The sequence below is a fragment of the Duganella sp. Leaf126 genome (assembly GCF_001423125.1).
Classification (GTDB): Bacteria; Pseudomonadota; Gammaproteobacteria; order Burkholderiales; family Burkholderiaceae_D; genus Rugamonas.
Map to the genome: position 1 here is coordinate 467,510 of NZ_LMNW01000012.1, position 22,189 is coordinate 489,698.

Annotated in this window: 19 protein-coding genes, 1 tRNA gene and 1 pseudogene; all 21 read left to right on the forward strand. The window is 68.4% G+C overall.

The genetic code is table 11. The features are described 5' to 3' along the window. Positions 1 to 52: 52 nt before the first annotated feature. Positions 53 to 137: transfer RNA gene (locus ASF61_RS09785), tRNA-Leu, on the forward strand. 255 nt (positions 138 to 392) lie between these two features. Then, entirely contained in the window at positions 393 to 2,000 is a 1,608-nt protein-coding gene (locus ASF61_RS09790; protein WP_056154606.1) for a diguanylate cyclase, read from the forward strand. 104 nt (positions 2,001 to 2,104) lie between these two features. Beyond that, positions 2,105 to 2,866: an SDR family NAD(P)-dependent oxidoreductase gene (locus tag ASF61_RS09795; protein ID WP_056154610.1), complete on the forward strand. Its 762-nt coding sequence runs from the start codon at positions 2,105 to 2,107 to the stop codon at positions 2,864 to 2,866. A gap of 431 nt (positions 2,867 to 3,297) precedes the next feature. After that, positions 3,298 to 4,773, forward strand: coding sequence for a PfaD family polyunsaturated fatty acid/polyketide biosynthesis protein (locus tag ASF61_RS09800; RefSeq protein WP_082491416.1), 1,476 nt, complete (start codon positions 3,298 to 3,300; stop codon positions 4,771 to 4,773). A gap of 2 nt (positions 4,774 to 4,775) precedes the next feature. Then, positions 4,776 to 6,026 (forward strand): hydroxymethylglutaryl-CoA synthase family protein, encoded by a 1,251-nt coding sequence (locus ASF61_RS09805; RefSeq protein WP_056154613.1) that lies wholly within the window; start codon positions 4,776 to 4,778, stop codon positions 6,024 to 6,026. Then, positions 6,014 to 6,796, forward strand: coding sequence for an enoyl-CoA hydratase/isomerase (locus ASF61_RS09810; RefSeq protein ID WP_056154617.1), 783 nt, complete (start codon positions 6,014 to 6,016; stop codon positions 6,794 to 6,796). The genes ASF61_RS09805 and ASF61_RS09810 overlap by 13 nt, the downstream gene beginning before the upstream one ends. After that, the gene (gene fabD / locus ASF61_RS09815; RefSeq protein ID WP_056154620.1) at positions 6,793 to 7,854 is read left to right on the forward strand and encodes an ACP S-malonyltransferase; all 1,062 of its coding nucleotides are present in this window, start codon (positions 6,793 to 6,795) and stop codon (positions 7,852 to 7,854) included. Before ASF61_RS09810 ends, fabD begins: the two co-directional genes overlap by 4 nt. A 24-nt stretch (positions 7,855 to 7,878) precedes the next feature. After that, positions 7,879 to 9,045, forward strand: coding sequence for a polyketide synthase (locus ASF61_RS09820; protein WP_156369513.1), 1,167 nt, complete (start codon positions 7,879 to 7,881; stop codon positions 9,043 to 9,045). Between the two features lie 20 nt (positions 9,046 to 9,065). Next, the gene (locus ASF61_RS09825) at positions 9,066 to 9,329 is read left to right on the forward strand and encodes an acyl carrier protein (protein ID WP_056154626.1); all 264 of its coding nucleotides are present in this window, start codon (positions 9,066 to 9,068) and stop codon (positions 9,327 to 9,329) included. Then, positions 9,319 to 10,578, forward strand: a complete 1,260-nt coding sequence (locus ASF61_RS09830; protein ID WP_056154629.1) for a beta-ketoacyl synthase N-terminal-like domain-containing protein — start codon at positions 9,319 to 9,321, stop codon at positions 10,576 to 10,578. The genes ASF61_RS09825 and ASF61_RS09830 overlap by 11 nt, the downstream gene beginning before the upstream one ends. Positions 10,579 to 10,586: 8 nt before the next feature. Then, on the forward strand, positions 10,587 to 11,126 hold the full coding sequence (locus ASF61_RS09835) for a hypothetical protein (protein WP_056154633.1): 540 nt from the start codon (positions 10,587 to 10,589) through the stop codon (positions 11,124 to 11,126). Beyond that, positions 11,123 to 12,028, forward strand: coding sequence for an alpha/beta fold hydrolase (locus tag ASF61_RS09840; protein ID WP_056154636.1), 906 nt, complete (start codon positions 11,123 to 11,125; stop codon positions 12,026 to 12,028). The genes ASF61_RS09835 and ASF61_RS09840 overlap by 4 nt, the downstream gene beginning before the upstream one ends. Continuing rightward, a complete protein-coding gene (locus ASF61_RS09845; protein WP_056154641.1) occupies positions 12,025 to 13,005 on the forward strand; it encodes an acyltransferase domain-containing protein in 981 nt (326 codons plus the stop codon). Before ASF61_RS09840 ends, ASF61_RS09845 begins: the two co-directional genes overlap by 4 nt. Continuing rightward, complete coding sequence (locus tag ASF61_RS09850; RefSeq protein WP_056154644.1) at positions 13,002 to 14,546, forward strand: DHA2 family efflux MFS transporter permease subunit; 1,545 nt, start codon at positions 13,002 to 13,004, stop codon at positions 14,544 to 14,546. The genes ASF61_RS09845 and ASF61_RS09850 overlap by 4 nt, the downstream gene beginning before the upstream one ends. After that, complete coding sequence (locus ASF61_RS09855; RefSeq protein WP_056154647.1) at positions 14,543 to 15,634, forward strand: HlyD family secretion protein; 1,092 nt, start codon at positions 14,543 to 14,545, stop codon at positions 15,632 to 15,634. The genes ASF61_RS09850 and ASF61_RS09855 overlap by 4 nt, the downstream gene beginning before the upstream one ends. A 138-nt stretch (positions 15,635 to 15,772) precedes the next feature. Continuing rightward, a complete protein-coding gene (locus tag ASF61_RS09860) occupies positions 15,773 to 16,381 on the forward strand; it encodes a response regulator transcription factor (RefSeq protein ID WP_056154650.1) in 609 nt (202 codons plus the stop codon). A gap of 170 nt (positions 16,382 to 16,551) precedes the next feature. Continuing rightward, positions 16,552 to 17,049, forward strand: a complete 498-nt coding sequence (locus tag ASF61_RS09865; protein WP_056154653.1) for a transcription termination/antitermination protein NusG — start codon at positions 16,552 to 16,554, stop codon at positions 17,047 to 17,049. Positions 17,050 to 17,060: 11 nt separating this feature from the next. Beyond that, the gene (locus ASF61_RS09870) at positions 17,061 to 18,284 is read left to right on the forward strand and encodes a cation:proton antiporter (RefSeq protein ID WP_056154655.1); all 1,224 of its coding nucleotides are present in this window, start codon (positions 17,061 to 17,063) and stop codon (positions 18,282 to 18,284) included. After that, positions 18,274 to 19,443, forward strand: coding sequence for a 4'-phosphopantetheinyl transferase superfamily protein (locus ASF61_RS09875; RefSeq protein WP_156369515.1), 1,170 nt, complete (start codon positions 18,274 to 18,276; stop codon positions 19,441 to 19,443). Before ASF61_RS09870 ends, ASF61_RS09875 begins: the two co-directional genes overlap by 11 nt. 94 nt (positions 19,444 to 19,537) lie before the next feature. Continuing rightward, on the forward strand, positions 19,538 to 20,881 hold the full coding sequence (locus tag ASF61_RS09880; RefSeq protein WP_056154662.1) for a PAS domain-containing sensor histidine kinase: 1,344 nt from the start codon (positions 19,538 to 19,540) through the stop codon (positions 20,879 to 20,881). Continuing rightward, a pseudogene (locus ASF61_RS23235) lies at positions 20,872 to 22,188 on the forward strand (sigma-54-dependent transcriptional regulator); the annotation flags it as partial. The gene ASF61_RS09880 and the pseudogene ASF61_RS23235, both read left to right, overlap by 10 nt. Position 22,189: the final 1 nt, after the last annotated feature.

Consider the following 22,189-nt stretch of genomic DNA (forward strand, 5'->3'; position numbering starts at 1 on the left):
AATGTTGATATCGCAGGCGCGCACCGCTTGTGTCATAATGTCGCGCTGCCGTGCTCCGGTGGTGAAATTGGTAGACACTGCAGACTTAAAATCTGCCGCCGCAAGGCGTGCCGGTTCGATTCCGGCCCGGAGCACCAGCCTTCACTTACACTTCAGACGACGCCATGCAGCGCGGGGCTGGGGAAAACAGCGCGCGATGCCGGCGCACCCTTGCACGCCTCCGACGTGCATCCGGGCAACACTTTAGGGTGGTTGGTGTTGCGTGCGGGAGTTGCCGTGCTACAGTGGCGACACGCACCGGTCGCCGGCCGCGCCGGGTGCAACGGAGCCGATTGGACCTGCTGTCGCGACACCGGTTACTCCCGTTACCCCTTATTCACTCCGGAAGCCAGATGGTCGCCTACAAATTTCTGCTGGCATGCAGTGCGTTTGCCATGCTGCTGCTGGCGCATACTTCCTGGCAGCGCCGCGCGGCCTCGGGAGCGCCCGCGCTGACGCTGATACTCGTCAGTTCGGCCTGGTGGCTGATCAGCTCTGTCATTCCTTTTTCCGACCTGTCTGCAGCCGAGGAGATGTTCCTGCGCGCGCGCCTGATCTTCCCCGGCGTGGTGCTGGTGCCGCCTGCCACGCTGGTGTTCGCGCTGACGTTTTCCGGAACGATGACAAGGTTGAAGCGGCGGCATCTGGCGCTGCTGGCGATCGAGCCGGTGGTCGTGCTCACCTGCGTGGCCGATCCGGCATTGCACGACTATTTCTTCGGCGACTGGCGCGGCCGCGTCGAAGACGGCGACTTTTACGGTGGGCCCGTGTACTGGGTGCACGCGATGTATTCGTATGCGCTGATCGGCAAGGCCATGGTCACCCTGCACGGCTTTTATTTGCGCAGCACCCAGTTACTGCGGCGCCAGACGGCCTACATCCTGATCGCGATCCTGCTTCCCTTGATCTGCAACTTCACCTTCGTCTTCCGGTTATTGCCGTTTAATGTGGACCTGACGCCGCTGGGCATTGCCTCCACCGGTGCGCTGATGTCGCTGGCCTTGTTCCGGCGCGGCTTGATGGACCTGATCACCGTGGCGCGCGAAAAGGTGGCGGCTGCGGTGCCCGATGGCTATGTCGTGGTGGACGAGCGGCGCCGCATCGTCGACATCAATCCGGCGGTCACCACCTTGCTGGCCCGGACCGACCACGTCACCATGGGTGAACCGCTCGATGCGCAGCTGCCCGAGCTCACGCTCGACTGGCAAGCCATCGCAGAGGGTGCGGCGCGCTTCGAGCTGCAGCTGGCGCACGGGCGATACCTGGAAATGCGCATTTTCGCGATCCGGCACGACGACGGCGTGCCGTTCGGCCATGTGCTGCTGGTGCGCGACATCTCCGACCTGAAAATCAATGCGCTGGCGCTGGAACACGCCAACAGCCGCCTGCGCGACCAGCTGGTGGAGATCGAGGCCATGCGCCGGCAGCTGCAGGAGCAGGTCGTGCGCGACCCGCTGACCAATCTTTTCAACCGCCGCTTTCTGGACGAAATGCTGGAAAAGCATGTGAGCCAGGCCGCGCGGTCGGGCGAGCATTTCACCGTCGTGATGATCGACATCGATCACTTCAAGGCGATCAACGACACCTATGGCCACGCCGCCGGCGACGCGGTGCTCAAGGCGCTGGGTGGACTGCTCGCCTACCGCTCGCGCGCGGCCGATTCGGCCTGCCGGTTCGGCGGCGAAGAATTCGTGATCCTGATGGGCGCGAGCAGCGCCGAAGCGGCCGTCCGGCGCGTCAACGACTGGCGCATCGAATTCGCCGGCATGGACCATACGGCCAGCGGCGGCCCGCCCGGCGTGACCCTTTCTGCCGGCGTAGCGGCGTTTCCCGATGACGGCGCCGAGGCCCACCAGCTGCTGGCCGCAGCCGACGCAGCGCTGTACCTGGCCAAGAACGCGGGCCGCAACCGCGTGGTGTTGTCCGGTGCAGCCACCTGCGCGGAGCTGGCGCCGATCTAGACTGGCAGAAGTGAAGCGAGCATTGTGGTGTGGCGCACAAAGTGTCCGGCAGCGCTGCGGCACACTATGCATCACCCGCATATTCTCACTTCGGAAGGAAACAGATGAACCGCTTCAAAGACAAGACTGTGCTCATTACCGGTGCCGCTTCCGGCATGGGTCTCGCTGCCGTACGTCGCTTCATCGAGGAGGGCGCCAGTGTCGTCATGCTCGACATTAACGAGAGCGGCCTGAAAACCGCTGCCGACCAATTCCCGCAGGACCGCGTGCTGGTCCACGCCGGCGACACCGCCGACCGCGCCACCGCAGACGCGGTAGTAAAAGCAGCGGTCGAGCGCTTCGGCAAGCTCGACGTCCTGATCAACAACGCGGGCATCGGCAGCGAAGGCGACATCATGAACACCAGCGCCGAGGATTTCGACCGCGTGATGGCGGTCAACGTGGGCGGCTACTTCCACATGGCCAAAGCGGCGATGCCCGAACTGGTGAAATCGCGCGGCGCCATCGTCATGACGTCGTCCGTGTCGGGCCTCAGCGGCGACTGGCAGATGTTCGCCTATAACACCTCGAAGGGCGCCGTCAGCAATATGGTGCGCGCGATGGCGCTCGATGCGGCCAAGGACGGCGTGCGCGTCAACGCGGTCAATCCGAGCTTTACCGACACCGGCATGACCAAGGACATGCAGGAGGATGCGGAGCTGGTGGCCAAGTTCAACGAACGCATGCCGCTGGGCGCACCGGAAGGCCCCGATGGCGTCGCTGCCGTGATGGCCTTCCTGGCCAGCGACGACGCGCGCCTGATCACCGGCGTCAACCTGCCGGTCGACGCCGGCCTGATGGCGTCCAACGGTCAGCCGCCGCAATAAGGTCCGGTCGGGTGCCATAACCCGGCACCAGGCATGCCGCCGATGGGATTTTGTTTTTTTGACACAAGGCCCCATCGGTTCTTGACGCCGCGATGTCGCCCGCATACGATAGCCGTTATCGCAAGCTTGCGAAAGGGCGGAGCCGTGGAACCTGCGGCATGGTTTCCCGCCACACTGCAGTGATGGCGCAACGGCCCTTGGCAGTGTCGGCTTCACCTCGTTTCTTGGCGAACGGCCCTCTGTAGTCATCCCTTGGTAGTACTCCCGTTGTAGTGTTATCGCTGTAGTACTCCCGCTGCAGCATTCCGACGTAACACCCCTTTGTCTTACCTCTCCCAGTAATCCCCTGAGTCCGCGCCAGCGCTGCGCATCCACTCGTCCCGTCCAACCTACCCCCACGCCGGCCTCCGCGCGTGTGCAGGAGCTTGTCCATGGAAGCCTTTTCACTCGACGATCCGCCCGGTCTCTCCACGCTGGCGCCGCAGCGCCGCGCCGTGCCGAACGATCCGGCCAACCCCGCCAACCCCGCCGATAGCGCCTACCTTGCCGACCGCATCGCCATGCGCCTGGGCAGCGCCCGGTTCCGCCGCGATTACGGCTTGCGCTATGCCTACCTGGCTGGTGCCATGTACCGCGGCATCGCGTCACCGCAGCTGGTGGTGGCGATGGGGCGGGCCGGCATGCTCGGTTTTCTGGGCACGGGCGGCATGAGTCTGGACCAGATCCGCGCCGATGTCGCCACCATCCGCAGCCAGCTGGCGCCGCACCAGGCCTGGGGAATGAACCTGATCGCCCAGGTCGCCGACGACGCCATGGAGCGTGCCACCGTGGCGCTGTACCTGGAACTGGGCGTGTGCGCCATCGAAGCATCGGCCTTCATGCAGGTCACGCCGGCGCTGGTGCACTTCCGGCTGCAAGGCCTGGTGCAGCAGCCCGATGGCACGGTCATCTGCCGCAACAAGATACTGGCCAAGCTGTCGCGTCCCGAAGTGGCGCGCGAATTCATGCAGCCGGCGCCCGAGCGCCTCGTCGCCCGCCTGCTGGCGGAAGGACTGGTGACCGAGCAGCAGGCGCAGCTGGCGCGCAGCGTAAGCATGGCCAGCGACATCTGCGTGGAAGCCGATTCCGGCGGCCACACCGACCAGGGCGTGGCGCTGGTGCTGCTGTCGGCCATCCAGCGGCTGCGCCACGAACTCGGATGCGACCCGCAAGCGCTGCGCGTGGGGCTGGCCGGCGGCATCGGCACGCCGGAGGCGGTGGCGGCAGCCTTCATCATGGGCGCCGATTTCGTGCTGACCGGGTCCATCAACCAGTGCACGGTGGAGGCAGGCACCAACGACGTGGTCAAGGACCTGCTGCAGGATATCGACATCCAGGACACGGCCTATGCCCCGGCCGGCGACATGTTCGAGATGGGCGCGCAGGTGCAGGTGCTGCGCAAGGGCGTATTTTTTCCGGCGCGCGCCAACCGCCTGTACATGCTCTACAACCAGTACGAGTCGCTCGACGAGTTGCCGCCCGCCGTGCGCGCACAGCTCGAAGAAAAATACTTCCGCAAACCGCTGACCGACGTCTGGCGCGAGACGCGCGATTTCCTGGCCGGGTGCGGGCGCCAGGACGAACTCGCCAAGGCCGAGGCCAGCGCCAAGCACAAGATGGCGCTGGTGTTCCGCTGGTACTTCGGTCACTCGATGCGGGTGGCCATCACCGGCGACACGGCCCACCGCGTCGACTACCAGATCCACACCGGCCCGGCGCTCGGCGCCTTCAACCGCTATGTCAAGGGCACCGCGCTGGAGAACTGGCGCGCCCGTCACGTCGACCGCATCGGCCGCCAGCTGATGACCGATGCCGGCGCCCTGATGCTCGCGCGTCTGACCGCGCTCACTGCCGAACAAGGAACATGACCATGCACCATGTCGGAATAGAGGCGATGAACGTCTACGCCGGTACCGCCTGTGTGGATGTGCGGGCGCTGGCGCGGCATCGCCAGCTCGACCTGGCCCGCTTCGACAATCTGCTGATGCTGGAAAAAACCGTGGCGCTGCCGAACGAAGATCCGGTCACCTTTGCCGTCAACGCAGCCAAGCCGCTGATCGATGCGCTTTCGCCGCAAGAGCGGGACCGGATCGAGATGGTCATCACCTGCACCGAGTCCTCGTTCGACTTCGGCAAGTCGCTCAGCACCTATGTGCACCAGTTGCTGGGACTGAACCGCAACTGCCGCCTGTTCGAGCTGAAAAACGCCTGTTATTCGGGCGTGGCCGGCTTGCAGATGGCGGTCAACTTCATCCTGGCCCAGACCTCGCCCGGCGCGCGGGTACTGGTGGTGGCCACCGATATCAGCCGTTTCCTGATGGACGACGACACGCACGACCAGGACTGGTCGTTTGCCGAACCGAGTGGCGGCGCCGGCGCCGTGGCCATGCTGGTCGGCGAAGATCCGCAGGTATTCCGCATCGACGTCGGCGCCAACGGCTACTACGGCTACGAGGTGATGGACACCTGCCGCCCGTCGGCCGACAGCGAGGCCGGCGACGCCGACCTGTCGCTGCTGTCCTATCTCGACTGCTGCGAGCATGCGTGGCGCGAATACCGCAAGCGCGTGCCCGAGGCCGACTATGCGAATTCGTTTCGCTACCTGGCCTTCCATACCCCGTTCGGCGGCATGGTCAAGGGCGCGCACCGCAGCCTGATGCGCAAGCTGGCGCCCGCCGGTCCGGCCGAGATAGAGCTGGACTTCACGCGCCGCGTGGCGCCGGGCCTCGATTACTGCCAGCGGGTGGGCAACACCATGGGTGCGGCGGCCATGGTGTCGCTGGCCAGCACCATCGCCAACGGCCAGTTCGACACGCCGCAACGCGTGGGCTGTTTTTCCTACGGGTCCGGCTGCTGCTCGGAATTCTTCAGCGGTGTCGCTACCAGGGAAGGGCAGGCGCGCCTGCGCGCCATGGACATCGGCCGGCGGCTCGAACAGCGCTACCGGCTGCCGATGGCCGACTACGACGCCATCCTGGCCGCCGGCGGCGTGGTGCGCTTCGGCACCCGCAACGCCACGCTCGATGACCGGTACATACCGGCGCCCGCGGACGGGCAGGGCGCCACGCTGTTCCTGCGCCGCATCCGCGACTACCACCGGGAGTACGCATGGGCGAACTAGACCGGGCATACACGAGCGTGATCGTGCGCCGCGAGGGCGAGGTGTGCTACCTGCAGCTGCACCGCCCCGACGCCGAAAACGCCATCAACGACGCCATGCTGGCCGAATGCGGGGCAGTGCTGCGCGACTGCACGGCATGGGCAAAACTGGTGGTGCTGGAAGGACTGCCGCACCTGTTCTGCATGGGCGCCGACCTGCAGGACGCCGCGAAATCGAGGCCCGACCGCAGTGCCGCAGCGCGCAGCGCCGATGCCTTGTACGGCGTGTGGCTGCAGCTCAAGCGCGGACCCTTCATCAGCATTGCCCACGTCCGCGGCAAGGTCACCGCAGGCGGCGTCGGCTTCGTCGCCGCCTGCGACCTGGTGCTGTGCGCGGACGACGCCACGTTCGCCTTGCCGGAATTGCTGTTTGGCCTGATGCCCGCCTGCGTGCTGCCGTTCCTGATCGACCGTGTGGGCAAGGCCCGTGCGCATGCCATGACCGTCATGACGCAGCCGGCTGCCTCGCACCAGGCGCTGGCCTGGGGACTGGCCGATGCCAGCACCGCCAATAGCGGCAATCTGCTGCGCCAGCATCTGCTGCGCCTGCGGTTGCTGTCGCCCGACGCCATTCGCCGTTACAAGCACTACCTGGCCGGCATCGATGGCGCTGTGGAAGCCGCGCGTGCGCAGGCCGTCGCTGCCAATGCCGAACTGTTTTCCGATCCGGCCATGCACGACAAGCTGGCCCGGTACGCCGCCACCGGCCAATTTCCTTGGGAGGTCGTATGAAAACCTGTTTATTTCCCGGCCAGGGTTCGCAAGCGAAGGGCATGGGCCGTCAGCTGTTCGACCGCTTTCCCGAACTGACCGCGCAGGCCGACCACGTGCTCGGCTACTCGATCCGCGAACTGTGCGTCGACGATCCGCAGCAGCGCCTCAAGCAGACCCTGTATACGCAGCCCGCCATCTTCGTGGTCAGCGCCCTGGCGTGGTACGACTACGTGGCCAGCCACGGCAAGCCCGATGCCCTGGCCGGCCACAGCCTGGGCGAATTCAATGCCCTGCTGGCTGCCGACGCGTTCAGTTTCGAGACCGGGCTGCGGCTGGTGCGCCGGCGCGCGGAGCTGATGCACGCCGCTGCCGATGGCGCGATGGCCGCAGTGCTGAACCTGGACCTGGACCGGATCACCGCCATCCTGCACGAGCATGGCCTCGACGCCATCGACATCGCCAACCTCAACGCGCCGTCGCAAACCGTGATTTCCGGTGCGCGCGACCAGGTCGCTGCGTTCGCGCCCCTGGCCGAGCAAGCCCACGGCCACGTCGTTCCGCTCAATACCAGCGGCGCTTTCCATTCGCGCTACATGGAGCCGGCCCGCCAGCAGTTCGAGGCATTCCTGGCCAGTTTCGATTTCCGTGCGCCGGCAATTCCGGTGATCGCCAACGTCACCGCGCAACCGTATCAACCGGGCGCGGTGGCCGCCAACCTGGCGCGCCAGATCACGGGGACGGTGCGCTGGCACGAATCGATGGCCTATCTGCTGGCGCAGGATCCGGGGCAGCAGATGGTGGAGCTGGGCCATGGCGAAGTGCTGACCAATCTGCTCAAGAAAATCCGCAGCGCTGCGCGTCCGGTGCCGGCCATCGGCAGCCCCGCCACTGCAGGGGAGCGCGTGCGCGCCTGGAACCTGCGGCACCCGGTCGGTACGCGCGTGCGTTCGGCCATGGTGGCCGGGGCCACCCTGGCCACGCGTACCGAAGCGGTGGTGCTGTTCCAGCACCGCCCGGCCGTGTACCTGGACGGCTACCAGGGCTATTTCGATCTCGATGAATTGCAGCCGGTCTGACCCGACGCTGCACAAGGAGCCAACGTGTCTGTGCTAACCGATACCCCCGACGATATCGCCATCATCGGCATGGCGTGCCGCCTGCCCGGCGCGCCCGATTACGAGGCGTTCTGGCGCGCGCAGCGCGACGGCCGCTTCTGCGTGGACGAAGTGCCGGCCGACCGCTGGCGCTGGCAGCAGTATTATTCTCCAAGGCGCGAGGACGAGAACAAGACCGTCAGCAAATGGGGCGGTTTCATGGCCGGCGTCGATCTGTTCGACGCCGCGCTGTTCCGCATCTCGCCGCGTGAAGCGGAGCTGATGGACCCGCAGCAGCGCATCATGTTGGAACTGGCATGGTCGTGTTTCGAGGACGCCGGCTATGCTCCTTCCGGTCTGCGCGGCAGCGACATGGGCGTGTACCTGGGCGTATGCAACTTCGATTACAAGATGCAGGTCGAGCGGGCGCCGGCTGCCATCGAAGCGCATATGTCCACCGGCGTGCACACCACGCTGATCCCCAACCGCATTTCGTACGAGTTTGACCTGCGCGGCCCCAGCATTCCGTTCGACACGGCCTGTTCCAGTTCGCTGGTGGCGCTGGCCGAAGCCGTGCATGCGCTGCGCCGCGGCGACTGCAAGAGCGCGCTGGTCGGCGGCGTGAGCGTGCTGCTCAACCCCACCCATTTCATCTCGTTCTCAAAGGCTGGCATGCTGTCGCCGCGCGGCGTGTGCCGTTCGTTCGACGAAGGCGCGGACGGCTATGTGCGCGGCGAGGGTGCGGGCCTGATCATGCTCAAGCCGCTGCAGCAGGCGCTGCACGATGGTGACAAGGTCTATGGCCTGGTCAAGGGCGTGGCCGTCAACCACGGCGGCAAGGTGGCCACCGTCACCTCGCCCAATCCGTTCGCCCAGGCGCGCTGCGTGGAGCTGGCGCTGCGCGATGCCGGGCTGTCGCCTGCCGCCATCCAGTACATCGAAGCGCACGGCACCGGCACGCCCAAGGGCGACCCGATCGAAATGCATGCGCTGACCCGCGCCTATGCCAGCCAGGCCAAGGCGCACGGCGTGGCGCTGCCGGCCCGCTCGTGCGCGATCGGCAGCGTCAAGACCAGTATCGGCCACCTGGAGGCGGCTGCCGGCATCGCCGGCATCATCAAGGTCAGGGAAGTGACCTACACCTCGCCCGAAATGGCCGTCATTTCAGCCTAATTCATATGAAAAGGAAATCCATGGACCAGCAAGCGATTGTCGATATTATTGCCGGGCATGCGCGCGAGGTGTTGCCCGATCTGGCCGCAAAGCCGCTGGGCGCTGCCGACTCGTTGCGCGAACTCGGCGCGAACTCCATCGACCGCGCCGAAATCCTGATGCTGACCACCGCCACGCTGGCCCTGCGCGTGCCGCTGGTGGCATTGTCGCAGCCGCGTAACATCGGCGAGCTGGCCGAATTGCTGGCCCGGCTGCTGGCCGAACGGAGCGAACGTGTCGCCTGACGCCGTCGTGACCGGTCTCGGCGTGGTAACCGCCATCGGCCAGGGCAAGCAGGCGTTCCAGCAAGCGCTGTTCGCAGGGCGCCACGCGTTCGACGTGCTGCGCCGGCCCGGCCGGCAGCTGCCGGCCGGCGCCGCGCACGACGGCGCGGACGACACGCAGCCGCCGTTCATCGGCGCGGAAATCGCCGACCTGCAGCTGCCGGCGTCCCTGCCGCGCAAGGGGCTGCGGACCGCCTCGTTGTCGGCCCGCGCGGCCCTGGCAGTGCTGGACGAGGCATGGCGCGAAGCGCGGCTGGACCAGGTCCGGCCCGAACGCATCGGCCTGATCGTCGGCGGCAGCAATGTCCAGCAGCGCGAACTGGTGCTGGCGCAGGCCGCGCAGGCCGGCCAGCCGTGGTTCATCGCGCCGGCCTATGGCCACACGTTTCTCGACAGCGATCTGTGCGGGCTGTGCACCGAGGCGTTCGGCATCCGCGGCTTTGCCTACACGCTGGGTGCGGCGTCCGCCAGCGGCCAGGTGGCGGTGCTGCAGGCGGTGGAAGCGGTGCGTTCGGGCCAGGCCGATGTCTGCATCGCCCTCGGTGCGCTGACCGACCTGTCGTACTGGGAATTGCAGGCGCTCAGTTCGATGGGCGCCATGGCGTCGTCCGGCGCGGCCGAAAGCCCGGCAGCAGCGTGCCGGCCCTTCGACCGCGACCGCGCCGGTTTCGTGTACGGCGAAGCCTGTGGCGCAGTGGTGGTCGAACGTTTCGACCGGGCAGCCGGTTGCGGGCGCAGCGGCGTGCAGCCGTATGCGCGCTGTCTCGGCGGCGCGTTCAATATGGACGGTAACCGCCACCCCAATCCTTCGCTCGGCGGCGAATGCTCCGCCATCCGCCGCGCGCTGCGCCGCTCGGCGCTGACTGCAGCGCAGATCGACTATGTCAATCCGCACGCCAGCGGCTCGCCCATCGGCGACGACACCGAGCTGCTGGCGCTGCGCGAGAGCGGCCTGCTGCACGCCTGCATCAACACCACCAAGTCGCTGACCGGTCACGGACTGGCGGCCGCCGGTGCGGTGGAGGTGGTGGCCACGCTGCTGCAGATGCGCGCCGCTCGCGTGCACCCGTGCCGCAACCTCGACCATCCCGTACAGGACGGATGGCGCTTCGTGCGCGAGAGCGCGCAGGCGTGCGAGATCCGCCACGCCTTGACGATCAGCATCGGCTTCGGCGGCGTCAACTCCGCCTTGTGCTGGCAACGCCTGTGAGTACGTCCATGTCCGCCCCGCCTTCCGGCCTGCTCGACTATTACCTGCCGCGCTACACGTTCGCCCACCGCTACCGCACCGTGGTGCACTGCGGCGACATCGGGCGCGTGTACGACATCGCCCGCAACGTCGACCTCTCGCAGTCGCGCGCGATCGTGCTGCTGTTCCGGCTGCGTGGTCTGCCGCGCGGGTGCTGGCGCGCGCGCGCGTTTTGCTCGGCGATGCACTGGACCGAACTGGCACAGCGGCGGCCCGCCGAATTCCTGGTGGCCTACTGGCGCGGCGGCGACGGCAACCGCATCCGCCGCATCGATCACGCCGCGCAGTTCCGCGACGCGCTGCCCGGCGCCTCGCAAAAAGTGGGATTCGCGTTCCGCTTCCGGCAGCTCGACGCCGGCAGGGTGGAAGTCGCTACCGAAACGCGGGTCTTGTGCATCGGTGCGCGCAGCCGCCTGGCGTTCTTCGGCTACTGGTGGCTGATCAAGCCGTTCAGTGGCCTGGTGCGCAAGGAAATCCTGCGCCTGATCCGGCGCGAGGCCGAGTCATGACGGCGGCCCGCACACGACCGAATGCCATGGTGGTCAAGCTGCCATGGCTGGTGCTGGCGCCGTTGCGGCTGTTCTTCCAGGTGGCCGGCAGGCTGGCGCCGGCGGCGGCGGCCACGGCGTTCCGCCAGCTGCTGGCGCACACGCCGCGCCGGCGCCTGTCGCCGCGCGAGCAGGATTTTCTCGCTGGCGCCCGGCGGCGCGACTTCGATTGCGGCGATGCGGTGCTGGCCGGCTACAGCTTCGGCGCCGGTCCCACGGTGCTGCTGGTGCACGGCCTGCAAGGCAGTGCGGCCAGCTTCCGCGCACTGGCGCCGGCGCTGGCGCAGGCCGGCTATCGCGCGGTGGCGTTCGACGCCATCAACCACGGCAACTCGCCGGCCGGCAGCGCGTTTTCGCAGCGCTCGGTTGCGCACCTGCGCCAGGTACTGGCGCAGTTGAAGCGTCCCGAACAGGCGTTCCCGCTGCATGCCGTGGTCTGCCACTCGGCCGGCGCCTACCTCGCCATGCTGGCCCTGTACCAGGCCGATGTGGCAGTGGACAAGTGCGTCTACCTGGCGCCGTATCCCGATATCGCCACCACGCTGCGCACCTTTGCCGACTACCTGTGGCTGCCGCATGCGGTGGAGCCGCTGCTGCAGCGCTGGTTCGAGGACATCGGCGGCCTGCCGTTTGCACAGCAATCGATGCGCCATTGCCTGCCGCACCACGGCGCCACGCGCAACCCTGCCTGCCTGTTCGTGCACGATGCGGACGACCGCCACATTCCGCTGGCGTGCACCGAGGCCACGCTGCGCCACCTGCCGCATGCACGGCTGCACGTCACCACCGGGCTCGGACATTTTCGCATCCTCAAGGAACCGGGCGTGATCGCCCATATCGTCGATTTTCTCCAACATCCATGACCATCAACGCCAGATACCCTTCCACGGAGCCTTGCCCCGAACTGGTCTTTCTGTTCCCCGGCCAGGGCTCGCAGCATTACCAGATGGGGCGCGCGCTGTTCGATGCCGACCCGGCCTTTCGCAACCTGATGATGCACCTCGATGCGCAGTTTGCCCGGCGCGAGGGCGTGTCGCTGCTGGCCCGCCTGTACGGGTCGCTGACAGCGGCCACGCCGCTCGATGATATCCACCTCAGTCACCCGCTGGTGGTGATGATCGAATATTGCCTGGCGACCGTGCTGCGGCAGCGGGGCCTGCATCCGGACCGGGTGATCGCGTCGAGCGCCGGCGAATTCGCGGCGCTGGCGTTCACGGGACGCATCACCATCGAGATCGCGCTCGACATGATGGCACGCCAGGCGCAGTGGGCGTCGGCCTGCGTGGCGCCGGGCTTCATGCTGGCGGCCATGGCGCCGCGCGCGTGGTGCGCGGGCGATCCCGAGGTGCGGCGGCTGGCCTCGATTGCGGGCGTGGGCATGGCCAGCGCCACCGTCCTGAGCGGCCGGCGCGACGACCTGGAGCATCTGGAAACGCTGTTGCGCGGGCGTGGCGTGGCCTTCAGCCGGCTGCCGGTGCGGGTGCCGTTCCACAGCGCCCTGATGGCGCCGATGCACGGGCACTGGATGCGGCGCTACGCCGGCAATCCGCACGCGGACACGCTGTGGAACGTGATCCGCCAGCCGTTCGATTTTCCGGCCGCGCTGGCGGCGCTGGACCGGCAGGCGCCCTGTGTGCTGGTCGATGTCGGACCGTCGGCCACGCTGGCCAACTGGGTTCGCCACGGGATGGCGCAGCTGCCGGCGCAGTGGCATATCCACGGCATCCTGTCGCCGTGGGGCGGCGATGTGGCGCGCCTGCAGCAGGTGCTCGACCTGGCTGCAGCGCGCCGTGGCGGGGCACCGGCGGCAAACACCGGCACGCCGACGGCTGCAGCATGACGCGCGGTGCCCGCCTGTTCCTGTTCGCGGTGATGGCGTTCGGCCAGTTCATGGCGCTGGTGGACATCCAGATCGTGGCAGCGTCGCTCAACGCCGTCCAGGCCGGCCTGTCGGCGGCGCCCGACGAAATCAGCTGGGTGCAAACGGCCTACCTGATGGCGGAACTGGTGATGATACCGCTGGCCGGGTTCCTGGCCAGGGCCTTGTCCACGCGCTGGCTGTTCGCGGCATCGGCCGGGCTGTTCACGCTGGCCAGCGCCCTGTGCGGACTGGCGTGGGATATCGACGCCATGATCGCGTTCCGGGTGTTCCAGGGTTTCGTCGGCGGCGCCATGGTGCCCACCGTGTGGGCCACCGGCTATCTGCTGTTCTCGGGCCGTGACCGCGCGCTGGCGTCGTCCATCCTGGGGGTGGTCACCATGCTGGCGCCGGTGACCGGGCCCACCATCGGCGGCTGGATCACGGAGCTGATCGGCTGGCGCTGGATTTTCTACATCAACATCGTGCCCGGCATCGCGGTGACCGTGCTGTCGGCAATGCTGATCCGTTTCGACACGGCGCAGCCGTCGCTGCTGCGCACGCTGGACTGGTCGCACCTGCTGGCCATGGCGCTGTTCCTCAGCTGCCTCGATTACGTGCTCGAAGAGGGGCCGCGCCATGACTGGTTCCACGATACCGGGATTGCCGTGGCGGCGTGGGTGGCGCTGGTGGCCTTCCTGCTGTTCGTGGAGCGTTCGCTGCATTCGGCCACGCCGGTGGTGCGGCTGACGCCGTTCCGGCGCCCGACCTTCGTGCTGGCCAGTACGCTGGCGCTGGCCACCAGCGCGGCGATCTTCGCGGCGACCTATCTGGTGCCGGTCTTCCTGGGCCGGGTGCGCGGCTTCAACAGCCTCGATATCGGCACCACCGTGTGCGTGACCGGACTGGGCATGCTGGTCAGCGCACCGCTGACCATGCGCCTGCTCAAGCACTGCGACCCGCGCCTGGTGATGCTGATCGGCGTGCTGCTGTTTACCGCCAGCCTGTGGCTGTTTTCGTTCATCGGCCCGGACTGGGGCTTCAGGGAGCTGTTCTGGCCCCACGTGCTGCGCGGCGTGGCCGGCATGTTGTGTGTGGTGCCGGCTGCCAACCTGGCGCTGGCCGACCTGGCCGACGAGGCGCTGCACGAGGCGTCGGGCCTGTTCAACCTGCTGCGCAACCTGGGCGGCGCGCTCGGCATCGCCCTGGTCAACACGTGGCTGCAGGATCACGGCCGGCTGCACCTGCTGCGGCTGGGCGAGGCGCTGGGCGCGCGCGGCGACCAGGCGCGGCAGGCCCTCGACGGCGTGCGGCTGGCGCTGGCCGCCCATACCACCGACGCCGCCCAGGCGCTGCTGGCCGCGCAGGCGCTGTTCGAGCGCCAGCTGCAGCGGCAGGCGCTGGTGCTGGCGTTCGACGATGTGTTCCGCCAGATGGCGTGGCTGCTGCTGGCGACCGTGCTGCTGTTGCCCTGGTGCCGGCCGGCGCCGCCGTCTTCCACCCCTCACGCGATTGAATCATGACTGCTACCGAATCCCCGCTTCCGACCACCCGGCGCCGCCGCGCGCTGACACCGTTGCTGGCAGCCTTGCTGCTCGGCGGCGCCGGCGCGGCCTGGCTGGCCGCTGCCGGCAACCACGAATCGACCGACGACGCCTATCTGCGCGCCGACGACACCAGCATCGCGCCGCAGGTCAAGGGCAGGGTGCTGGAAGTGCTGGTACGCGACCACCAGCGCGTGCGCACCGGCGCTGCGCTGCTGCGGCTCGACCCCGACGACCTGGCAGCCCGCACCCGCGCCGCCGAGGCCGACCTGCTGGGCGCCCGCGCCAATGTGCAGGCGGCGCATGCCGCGCTGGCCAGCCTCGATGCCGAGGAAGCCCTGGCGCAGGCGCAGATCGGCACCGTGCAGGCGGGCATCGTGGCGGCGCGCGCGCGGGTGGCGCGCACCGCTGCCGAACAGGCGCGCCACGAGCGGCTGGCGCTGGCCGGCGCCGTGGCCCAGCGCGAACTGGAACTGGCGCGCACCGGCGCGCTGGATGCCCGCGCCGACGCCGACCGCACCACCGCGCAGCTGGCGGTGACGCAACGCCAGCTGGCGCTCACCCGCACCCGCCGCGCCGGCCTGCGCGCGGCGCTGGCCCAGGCGCAGGCCGGCGTGGCCCGCGCCGACGCCGCGCTGGCGCTGGCGCGCCAGGAGCAGAATCACGCGGTGATCACGGCGCCGGTCGATGGCGCGGTGGGCGCCTTGCAGGTGCATCGCGGCGATGTCGTCCAGCCCGGTTCGGTACTGATGACGCTGGTGCCGCTCGAACGGCTGTACGTGGTGGCCTATTTCAAGGAAACGCAGAGCGAGCGCATCCTTGCCGGCCAGGCCGTGCAGCTCGAGGTCGATGCCCTGCGCGGGCAGACCTTGCGCGGCACGGTCGAGAGCTTTGCGCCCGGCACCGGCGCCCAGTTCTCTTTGCTGCCGTTCGAACCCGGCACCGGCAACTTCACCAAGATCGTGCAGCGGGTGCCGGTACGGATCGCCCTCGACGGCGGCCAGGAACAGTGGCTCGCCAAATTGCGGCCGGGGCTGTCCGTGACGGCGCGCGTTGCCGTGCGCTAGGCCAGTGGTGGCGCGGCGCGCTTGTCAAGCGCCGTGATTACTATGGGTCGCAAAATTGTCGCACCGTCTACTTTTTTATTTCTTCCAACTTTGCCTGTCGTTACAATCTAGGCATCCGAACACCGAGGCGTGCGCACCATGATTTGCCTGATCGTCGATCATCATCCCGTCATTTCCAGCGGCCTGGCGCAGATGGTGCGCGCCAGCTTCGCCGACTGGCAGGTCGATATCGTCCACACCGTCGCCGGCGCCATCGCGCAGGCGGATGCCGCTCCGCCCGACCTTGTTCTGCTCAGTCTGCTTATGCCGGACAACTCGGGGCTGGCCCTGCTCGGGCACCTGCGCCAGCACCATCCGCGGGTGTCGCGTATCGTCATCGCCGACGCGCCGGACGCCGAGACGGCGCGCCTGTGCGAACGGCTCGGTGCCCACGGTTTCATTTCGCGCGCGCACGCCTTTACGGCCATCCCGACCGCAATCCGCGCCGTCTGTGCGCGGCAAAAATATTTCGAAACGGGCCACGATGCCGGTCTGCCGGCACCGCTGCGGCTGACGCCGCGCCAGCGCGACATCGTCGACCTGCTGCTGATCGGCTACTCGAACAAGCAGATCGCCACCACGCTCAACCTCAGCAGCGGCACCGTCAAGAACTATATTTTCGACCTGATGCGGATGATCTCGGTCAGTTCGCGGCTCGAGATGGCGCTCAAGATCCGCGACAGCGGCTACGGCACCGCCGCCAAGTGAGCCTGCTGGCTGCGACCGCAACGAGACCCTGCACCGGGTCTTTTTTTTCGCCTGCCGCCGGCCATGGTGCCGGAAGACACCTGCCATCGGACAGGTATCCCTTGCCATCTGTTCTTATCAGTTCGGCAAAAAGATAATGGGCATCGACATCACCGACCAATGGAGGTTCCATGTACGATGCTTCGCCCCAACCGTGGCTGGTGCTGCGCACCCGCAGCCGCCAGGAAAACGTGGTGCAGGAAGTGCTGCACCAGCGCCAGATCCACTGCTACCTGCCCAGGCACCGCGCGCCGGCCCGGCCGACCGAAACGGCGCTGTTCCCCGGCTATATCTTCGTGCAGCCGCGCCCCGAGCAGGTGGGGGCGCTGCGCACGGTGCGCGGCTCGTGCGGTCTCCTGATGAGTTGCGGACGCCACGCCCAGGTGCACGCCAACGACGTGCAGGCGATCCGCATCATGGTCGGCAGCGGCGCGCCGCTCGACCTGCACGGGCACCTGGTGGCGGGGCAGCCGATGGAGGTGATCGCCGGACCGTTCAAGCATGCGCAGGGCCAGTTCGTCAGCGTCGGGCGCCAGCGCCGGCTGGTGATCAACCTGCACCTGATCGGCCGTGGCCTCAGCGTCGAGATCGACGCGGCGCACGTGCGGCCGCTGGCCAACGCCGCGTGAGGGACGGCGCCATGTCGATTACCGAAATTTATCTGCTGGCGATGCTGATGATCTTCGCCGCGCCTTATCTCGTATGGCGGCTGCTCAATTCGGACAATGTGGCGCCGCTGGTGGTGGTGCAGATCGTGGGCGGGGTGCTGCTCGGTCCCGGTGTGCTCGGTGCGGCGTATCCCGCGTACCACGCCTTTGTGTTTTCGCCGCCGGTGACGCTGGCGCTGAACGGCATCGCCTGGTGGGCGGTGATGGTGTTCGTCTGGATCGCCGGGGTCGAACTCGATTTGCGCCAGGCCTGGCAGCACCGGGCCGAAAGCCTGGTGGTGGCCGGCATGGCCCTGGTCACGCCGCTGCTGCTGGGGATAGGTGTGGCCTTGTTGCTGCTCGGCTGGCAGTCGGACTGGATCGGCGCGCGCGCCCATACCTGGCAGTTCGTCACCGGCGTGGGCATGGGCTGCGCGGTGACGGCGCTGCCGATCCTGGTGCTGTTCCTGGAAAAGCTGGGCATCCTGCGCAGCACGCTGGGGCAGCGCCTGCTGCGCTACGCCAGTTTCGACGATCTCGCCATCTGGGGCGTGCTGGCGCTGATCCTGCTCGACTGGGAACGCATCGGCCGCCAGGGCTTGTTCCTGTGCGGCTTCGGCGTGGCCGCGTGGCTGGTGCGGCGCCTGATGGGGCGCCTGCGCGAGGATGACCGCTGGTACGCCAGCCTGGTCTGGCTGCTGCTGTGCGCCTTCGTCTCGGACTGGGCCGGCCTGCACTACATGGTGGGCGCGTTCCTGGCCGGCGTGGTGCTCGACGCCGGCTGGTTCGACCGCGCCCGCATGGACGCCCTGCGCAGCCAGGTGCTGTTCGCCTTCATGCCGGTGTTTTTCCTCAGCACCGGCCTCAAGACCACCTGGACCGTCGGTGCGGAAACCGTGTTCGTGGCGGCAGCGCTGCTGCTCGTGGCCAGCATTGCCGGGAAGTTGCTGGGTGTCTGGCTGGCGGGGCGGATGCTGGACTGGCCCGCCGGCGATGCGCGCGTGATCGGCTGGCTGCTGCAAACCAAGGGCCTGATCGAACTGATCTTCGCTAACATCCTGCTCGACAAGCAGATCATTTCGAGCCAGACCTTCACGGCCATGCTGCTGATGGCGGTGGCGACCAACATGCTGTCGCTGCCGATGGTGCGCAACAGCCACCTGATGCCGGCGCGCGCCCTGGCGGCCGTGCCGGGCGCGCCGCTGCGTGAGCGCTGACGCCTGCCTGGTGCTGTGCACGGCGCTGCCGGACGGCGATCCGGCGGCGCTGGAAGCAGCGCTGCGCGGCCGGCTTGGCGCAGCCGCTGCAGACCACTGCGGAGATCTGCGCGGCGCCTGCACCGCCGCTCGCCCCCCGGGCTTTCGAGACCCGGCGCCACACCGTGCCCCTGGCGCGCGCGCCATGGCTGGTTGCGGTCGCGCCGGTCGGCCCGACGATCGCTGCCGGCTCGGGCATCACGGCCATCCCGGCCCTTGCGGCCATTCCGGCCATTCCGGCCTCGACCACTGCTGCCACGCCGGCCAACCCGGCTACCCCGAACACTGCGGCCACCTCGACCACGCTGACTACTCCAGCTACCCCCACTATTCCGACCACACCGACTACCCCGGCTGCACCGGCTACCCCGACTACACCGGCTACCCCGACTACACCGGCTACCCCGACTACCCCGGCTACCCCGGCTACCCCGGCTACCCCGGCTATTCCGACCAACGCGGCTATTCCGACCATCGCGGCGATCGGGCCGACGCTTTGCTCGACGCGGACACCATCGCCCGCATCGACCGCCTGCGCCAGCCGCTCGACCGGCTGCGCTCCCTGGTCGGCCGGCTGCTGCTGCGTCACGGCTTGCGGCTGCGCGGCGCCGCGCACGGCGCCAGCGTGGTGACGGGGCGGTTCGGCAAGCCGCGCCTGCAGGCCGGTGGTCCCGAATTCAACCTGGCCCACGCGGGGCGGCAGGTGGTGTGCGCGTTGTCGCGGGCGGCGGTCGGCGTCGATGTCGAGCAGCTGCGGCCCTGTGACCTGCAACTGGCCTGGCGCTTTTTCCACCCGCGCGAGTACGCGGCGCTGGCCCGGCAGCCGGCAGCCGCGCAGGCGGCCTATTTCTTCCTGCTGTGGACTGCCAAGGAGGCCTACGTCAAAGCGCTGGGACTGGGCTTCCAGCGCGATCTGGCCTCGTTTTGCGTGGTCGATCGCCATGGCGCCATCGCGCTCGATGAGGATCCTGATGGCGGCGGCCGCACCGCGTCCCGTTTGCGGCTGTCCCACCTCGCGTGCGACCGCGCGTACCGGCTGGCGCTGTGCCGTACCGAAGCGCAGGTGACGGTCGTCCACCTCGGCTTCGATCACCTGGTGCAACTGACCACGCAGCGTTAACTTACTTTCAGGCTACTGTGCTGTCGTGCCCGCCACGACACGGCATAATGCGCTTCAGGCATGGTTGCCTAAAGGACATATAGTGCTGAATGGAATGTTGAAACGCGATCTGTCGTGGCTGTGGGCCGCCATCGCGGCGATGGTGGTGCTGGTGATCTGGCTGCTGCTGCAACTGGGCCGGCAAGGCTCGGAAGCGCAGATTGCCGACGCCCGTACCCGCGCGGCCGTGATCTGCCAGATCATGCGGGCCGGCGCCCAGCGCCTGGGCGCGGGCGATGCGCAGACGGAAGCGATCGAGCGCGCCGTGGTCGATATGGCGCTGCGCGAGGACAACGGCGTCGAGGGCGGCCTGTGGCAGGCCCAGCGCGGCGTGTACGCGTACGCGTTTCCGACCTATGACGGCAGCGGCGTCAAGGACGACGCGCCGGTGGCCGAGCTGCCGCGCATCGGCACGCTGGCGCAACGGGCCCTGGCCAGCGCCGGACCGGTGCTGGACGTGCGGCCGGGCTTGCGCGAGGCCGTGGTCTACGGCGCCTGCCCGGTGGCCGACGGCGTTGCCGGCTGGACCATCACGCGCGTGGCGACGCTGGCCGACACCGCGATCGACCACCTGGTGGTGGCGGTGAGCGTGCTGCTGTGTTCGCTGGTGCTGGCGGGCGCCTGGTTCGCGGTGCTGCTCACGCGCTGGGGCCGCGAGGTGCAGCGCTTGACCGGCCTGCTCGGCGCCAGCGAGCGGATGGCGGCGCTGGGCAGCCTGGCGGCCGGCCTGGCCCACGAGATCCGCAACCCGCTGGGCACCATCCGCATGAAGGTGGACAACGCGCTGGCCGCCTCGCCCGAGCGCCGGCCGGCGCGCACCGAGGCGGCGCTGCGCACCACGCTGCTGCAGGTGCAGCGCCTGGAAACCCTGGTGGCCAGCCTGCTGGCGCTGACCCAGCCCTTCCACCCGCAGCGCGTGCCGGTGGTGCTGGCCGACTGGCTGGAACAGCGGCGCCAGGACCACGCCGACGCTGCCGACGATCTCGATGTGCGGCTGGTGCTCGTGCTGGGTGCCGGTCTCGATGGCGGCGGCGCCGCTGTCGAAGACGGTGCCGGGCCCGGTGCCGATGTGGCGCTGTTCGATCCGGCCCAGATGGCGCGCGTGCTCGACAACCTGCTGATCAATGCGCTGGCCCACACCACGGCCGGCGGGCAGGTGACGCTGGGCGCGGCGCGCGACGGTGCCGTGCTGCGATTGTGGGTGGCCGACGACGGGCGCGGCGTGCCGCCGGCCCTGCAGGCCAACCTGTTCGATCCGCTGGTGACGGGTCGTCCCGGCGGCACCGGCCTCGGGCTGGCCGTGGTGCGCGAAGTCGTGCATGCGCATGGCGGCACGGTGGCGCTGGACACCGCCCATGCGCCGGGCACGCGGATCGTGGTGGAGCTGCCATGGAACTGATCCTGATCGTCGATGACGATACCGCGTTTCGCGCCACGCTGGCCGAGACGCTGGAAGACCTCGGCTACCGCGTGCGCCAGGCCGACAGCGCCGAAGCAGGCCTGCGCGCGCTGGGGGAGGGCGGCATCGCGGTCGCCATCGTCGACTTGCGGCTGACCGGGGACGACGGCCTGACCCTGCTGCGCGCCGCGCCCGGCGTCGCGCCCGACGTACCGTGCATCATGCTGACCGCTTACGCGAGCGGTTCCAATACCATCGAAGCCATGCGCCTGGGCGCGTTCGATCACCTGACCAAGCCGATCGGACGCAGCGCGCTGGCGCAAACCCTCGAGCGCGCCTTGCGCGCCAGGACCGTCGCCCAGTCGGCGCCGCCCGTGTCCGGCGACGAGCCGGCGGACGATCCGGCCGACACCATGGTCAGCAACAGCGAAGCGATGCGCGCCATTTTCAAGCGCATCGGCCTGGTGGCCGACAGCGACAATTCGGTGCTGGTGCTGGGCGAAACCGGCACCGGCAAGGAACTGGTGGCGCAAGCCCTGCACCGCAACAGCAGCCGCGCCGGCGGACCATTCGTCGCGGTCAATTGCGCGGCGATCCCGGCCGACCTGCTCGAGAGCGAGTTGTTCGGCCACGTCAAGGGGGCCTACTCGGGCGCCACGGCCGACCGCCCGGGGCGTTTCCGCGAAGCCGATGGCGGCACCCTGTTCCTCGACGAGATCGGCGACATGGCGCTGCCGACCCAGGCCAAGATCCTGCGCGTGCTGCAGGAGCGCGTGGTGACGCCGCTCGGCGGACGCCACGCGCAGCCGGTCGATCTGCGCGTGGTGGCGGCCACGCACCGCGATCTCGAGCGCGAAGTTGCCGAGGGCAATTTCCGCGCCGACCTGCTGTACCGCCTGCAGGTGATCACCATCGTGCTGCCGCCGCTGCGCGAACGGCAAGACGATATCGCGTTGCTGATTGCGCACTTCTTGCGCCGTGAAGGTGGCCGCACCAAGCAGCTGTCCGCTGCCGCGCTGGCGGCACTGCGCGCGCATGACTGGCCGGGCAATGTGCGCGAGCTGCGCAACACCGTCCAGCGCGCCATTGCGCTCAGCGAGGGCGACCTGATTGAGGTCGAGCACCTGGCCCTCGGCGGCAACGGCGCCGAACCGGCGCCCGCGTCCATGGCCGCCGGTGCGGCGGCGATGGCGTCCGCACCGGCGACCGATAGCAGTGCGTCGGCCCCTGGCCATGGCGCGTCTGTAGCGCCCGTACTCGTCACGTACGCCCCGGCCGGATCGACGGCGGTTGCCGCTGCGGCGGCGG